Raw genomic sequence first — 3,323 nt, forward strand, 5'->3', positions numbered from 1 at the left:
CCGGACACATTTTTGTCATTTTGGAAGTGTCAGAATAGTATTCACTTTCGCATTCATCACATATTTTAATCTTTCTATTCATTCGCAATGCACCACAACGGTCTCGGCTATGAGTAGTTGCGTGGTTTAGGACTTAACTTTGCAAGTAAACATCGAACTGAAAATCCGTGAGGATTTTCAGAAGTAGGCGAGAACAAGCAATTACTTATAGCCATTGTTGGCAACTGGCTTTTATTATACATAAACTTTATTTTCTCTAATCATTTGAATTGTATTCCAATCTACTTTTTCAAAATGTACTTTTTCGGCACTTCTTTTAAATTCGGTTCCATTCTGATATTCTCCACAGAAATAAATTCGGTCATTATAATTTTGTTCTAGAAAGTTGACAAAATCTAAATCGGAATTAGTTTTGAGTTGATAGGTTTTATCATCAATCACTTTTTTTAGATTTGAAGCATTGAAAAAGTGTTTTCCTAAAACAATTGATTTTATAGCTTTTTTAGGATAATATAACTTTCTTTCGTGTTGACTTGGTATATCAGGAAAAGGACCTCTTATAGAATTTGGAACACCATAATCCATAGTATAAGTCATTAATCTCCATTCATCTTCATATTTCCAATCCTTTCTTTTTACCGCAGTTGAATATAGGTAAGGGATATCAGGTGAATTAAAACCATTACCAAAAAAATCAATACTCTCTAATTTGTCAACATATTGTATTGGAAAAAAAGCGTAGTTGTTCAGTTTTGGGTTTAACGCTTTTAAATTGTCTTTAATCTCCTTCCAGTCTAATTCAATCATAAATCCACTTTCTGTCGAATAATGAGCCCACATTAGAGTTTGTAAAGCGTTTGTGGTTAAAGAAATAACTCCAGCATTTTTGGAAGCCATTTCAAAAAATCTTTGTTTTATAGGAACAAAACCATTCTCTTTTTCTTTCTCATAGTTTATATCCATTACCTTATCAAATCCAAATTGTTTATAGAATTTTTCGAATATTCCTTTTGATAAGTTTGAAAAGTCCCACAGAAGACTAGAACTATCAATTGAATCATTCAAATGGTAAGGATGGCTACAGAATAGATAGTTGTTAATTATTGCATCTATACTATAACTTGTTTTTCCATAGTATTTAAATACTGATTCTGGTATTTTAATATCATCGGGTAAGTCAACATCGTAATTCCCGTTTGTTAATTTATAAGTTCTGTCTCCGTATTTGTATTCACTCATTTTTTTCAGCTTGTTGCCAACGGTCTAGTATAAGAATAGTAGCGGATTTACAAACACTAGCTTTTCGTTTAAACACAGACCTTTTTTATATTTACTTACTTTCGTTTTAGCAATAAAACCGCTATTATTTTTATACATTGTTGTGCGCTGGCTTTTCACGTTCTAATTGCGTTTCCACTCTTTTTTCAAGTTCTTTTTGTTTAAAATCAAACCAGCTTTGTCTAAAATTTGAATGGTCAATTATATGCTTAAAATTCTGAAAAGGTTTTTTATTCGCTAAAACGCTTTTCAATTCTAACTGAAGATTTTTATCAGTTAATTCCGCAACAAATCGTTCCATAATTTTAAACGACTCAAAGCTCTCCAAAACCTCAAATTTGATAAAATCCGTTTTGCTTTGATTTACCTTTTTCAATTCATCATCAAAAGCATCACGAAAATCATCTTCGTCCATCATTTGCCCAAAATTTGGAACCGTTATTATTTCGCTGGTTCTGATGTTATAGAAACATTCAAATCCGCAATCCAATTCCTGCGCAATTCTTTTAATTATATTTAGTTCAGTATTATCCAAAAAAGCATCCGTATTTATCTTCTTTAATTACTTCTATTATTTTGTCTAAATAGGTCGATTTTGGAAATGGTTCATAAAGTTCCCACTTTCCGCTTGCACGCATCCAATAAAGATTCCATTCTCGTCTTGACTTATAAAATCTAATTTTGGCAAACTCAATATTTTGTATTTCGCTTGGATTGTTCCAGACAGGTCTAATTTCGAATAGTGTTATTGTTTTTCCGTCATAGGAATAACCAATATCAAGTTGCTTTCGTATTTCTATATCTTCTGGACGTAATGATTCAACAAACGTTTTTATAGTTAATTCATTTATGTCAATCGTGGTGTTTTTCATTCAGTCACAATGTTTTTCAAGCTTGCGCACAACGGTCTCGGCTATGCGTAGTGCGGGATTTCAAGGCACTTCACTTTCCGTTTAGCAGTTAGTTTATTTAATGCAATTACTTTCATATCAGCACTTTCGCCGCATTGCGTATAGGTGTTGTTGGGCTTTCGTTACTTTATTTTTCTAATCGGTTTTTTCATCTCATCTTCGAGCTTACTCTTCTTAACGAATTCTTCAAATCCTGTCTTAATCTTGATTTTACCTTTGTACAGGTCAGTTATTCGTTTGATTTTCTTATCATCTGTCTTTTGGTAATCATGTCCATAATCGTTCAAAAATTGAATAGCCAAAAGGTGATAGCATCTGAGAACATTTAAATTCTTGTCATCATTAGTTCCTTCTATTTGAGTGAAGTATTCAATTACTTTTTCAAGCGGTTCGTAATTGTATTGAAGTTTTGTTTCAAACTCGTCAAAATCGATTACTGCATGGTTGAAGACTACCCATTTACTGTACCCGATTAAATCATTCTTGTAGAAATGGTTCGTGTTCTTCGTGTTATCATAATTGAGTTCTTGCAGTAAGTCAGCATCTGTAAAAATGTCTTTGAACGTTTTAACCCACTTCAAATAGAGAACATCTTCTTTGTCGGCAATCGTGGTGTCAACTGATATAGTGTCTTTTTCAGTTTTTAAAGTCCAATGTAAAAAGCATAAGAATCGGTAAACAAAGCTGTTTATGTAGTATTGGTCATCTGTTTCAAACCACTTTTCTTTCGATATTTTATGCCAATTTTTGTCGACATTTTGGCTGAAATTCCACATTCTATGATTCAGAGACTCAATTGAATTCAGAAAGTGGGTTTTGTTTTTAGCAATTTCTTCTTTGAGTTTTTTTCGTTGTTCGAACTCAAATTCCTTTTTCATTTTGTGCGTCAAGGAGAACCTGTCGTAAACAACCTTGAAGAACCATCCGAGCATAAATACTGTCAAGGAAGTAATGCTAGAAATTATTATTACTTGTAGTTTTACATCTAAATTGTTAAACCATTCTGTCATTCGTTATTTTTAATGAAGCCCAACGGCCGGGTGTATGATCCGTTGCGTTGTTTGGCACCCAATTTAGCAAACAATCGCGAACCTGTGAAAATTCCGCTGGAATTTTCAGAAAAGTGACAGGCCA

4 protein-coding genes are annotated in these 3,323 nt (G+C 32.7%); all 4 read right to left on the reverse strand.

Features of this window, described 5'->3' with window-relative positions:
- Positions 1-234: 234 nt before the first annotated feature.
- Positions 235-1,239 (reverse strand): DUF2971 domain-containing protein, encoded by a 1,005-nt coding sequence (locus ACFQ1M_RS10045; RefSeq protein ID WP_386407754.1) that lies wholly within the window; start codon positions 1,237-1,239, stop codon positions 235-237.
- A gap of 130 nt (positions 1,240-1,369) precedes the next feature.
- Entirely contained in the window at positions 1,370-1,696 is a 327-nt protein-coding gene (locus tag ACFQ1M_RS10050) for a UPF0158 family protein (RefSeq protein WP_386407757.1), read from the reverse strand.
- A 109-nt stretch (positions 1,697-1,805) separates the two neighbouring features.
- On the reverse strand, positions 1,806-2,150 hold the full coding sequence (locus tag ACFQ1M_RS10055; protein WP_386407760.1) for a DUF3024 domain-containing protein: 345 nt from the start codon (positions 2,148-2,150) through the stop codon (positions 1,806-1,808).
- A 161-nt stretch (positions 2,151-2,311) separates the two neighbouring features.
- A complete protein-coding gene (locus tag ACFQ1M_RS10060; protein ID WP_386407763.1) occupies positions 2,312-3,199 on the reverse strand; it encodes a hypothetical protein in 888 nt (295 codons plus the stop codon).
- Positions 3,200-3,323 lie beyond the last annotated feature (124 nt).

The sequence above is a fragment of the Sungkyunkwania multivorans genome (assembly GCF_042675645.1).
Classification (GTDB): Bacteria; Bacteroidota; Bacteroidia; order Flavobacteriales; family Flavobacteriaceae; genus Sungkyunkwania; species Sungkyunkwania multivorans.

Coding starts and splice junctions, on each gene's coding strand:
- ACFQ1M_RS10045 (WP_386407754.1), bottom strand. CDS start 1,239: ATGAGTGAATACAAATACGGAGACAGAACTTATAAATTAACAAACGGG.
- ACFQ1M_RS10050 (WP_386407757.1), bottom strand. CDS start 1,696: ATGATGGACGAAGATGATTTTCGTGATGCTTTTGATGATGAATTGAAA.
- ACFQ1M_RS10055 (WP_386407760.1), bottom strand. CDS start 2,150: ATGAAAAACACCACGATTGACATAAATGAATTAACTATAAAAACGTTT.
- ACFQ1M_RS10060 (WP_386407763.1), bottom strand. CDS start 3,199: ATGACAGAATGGTTTAACAATTTAGATGTAAAACTACAAGTAATAATA.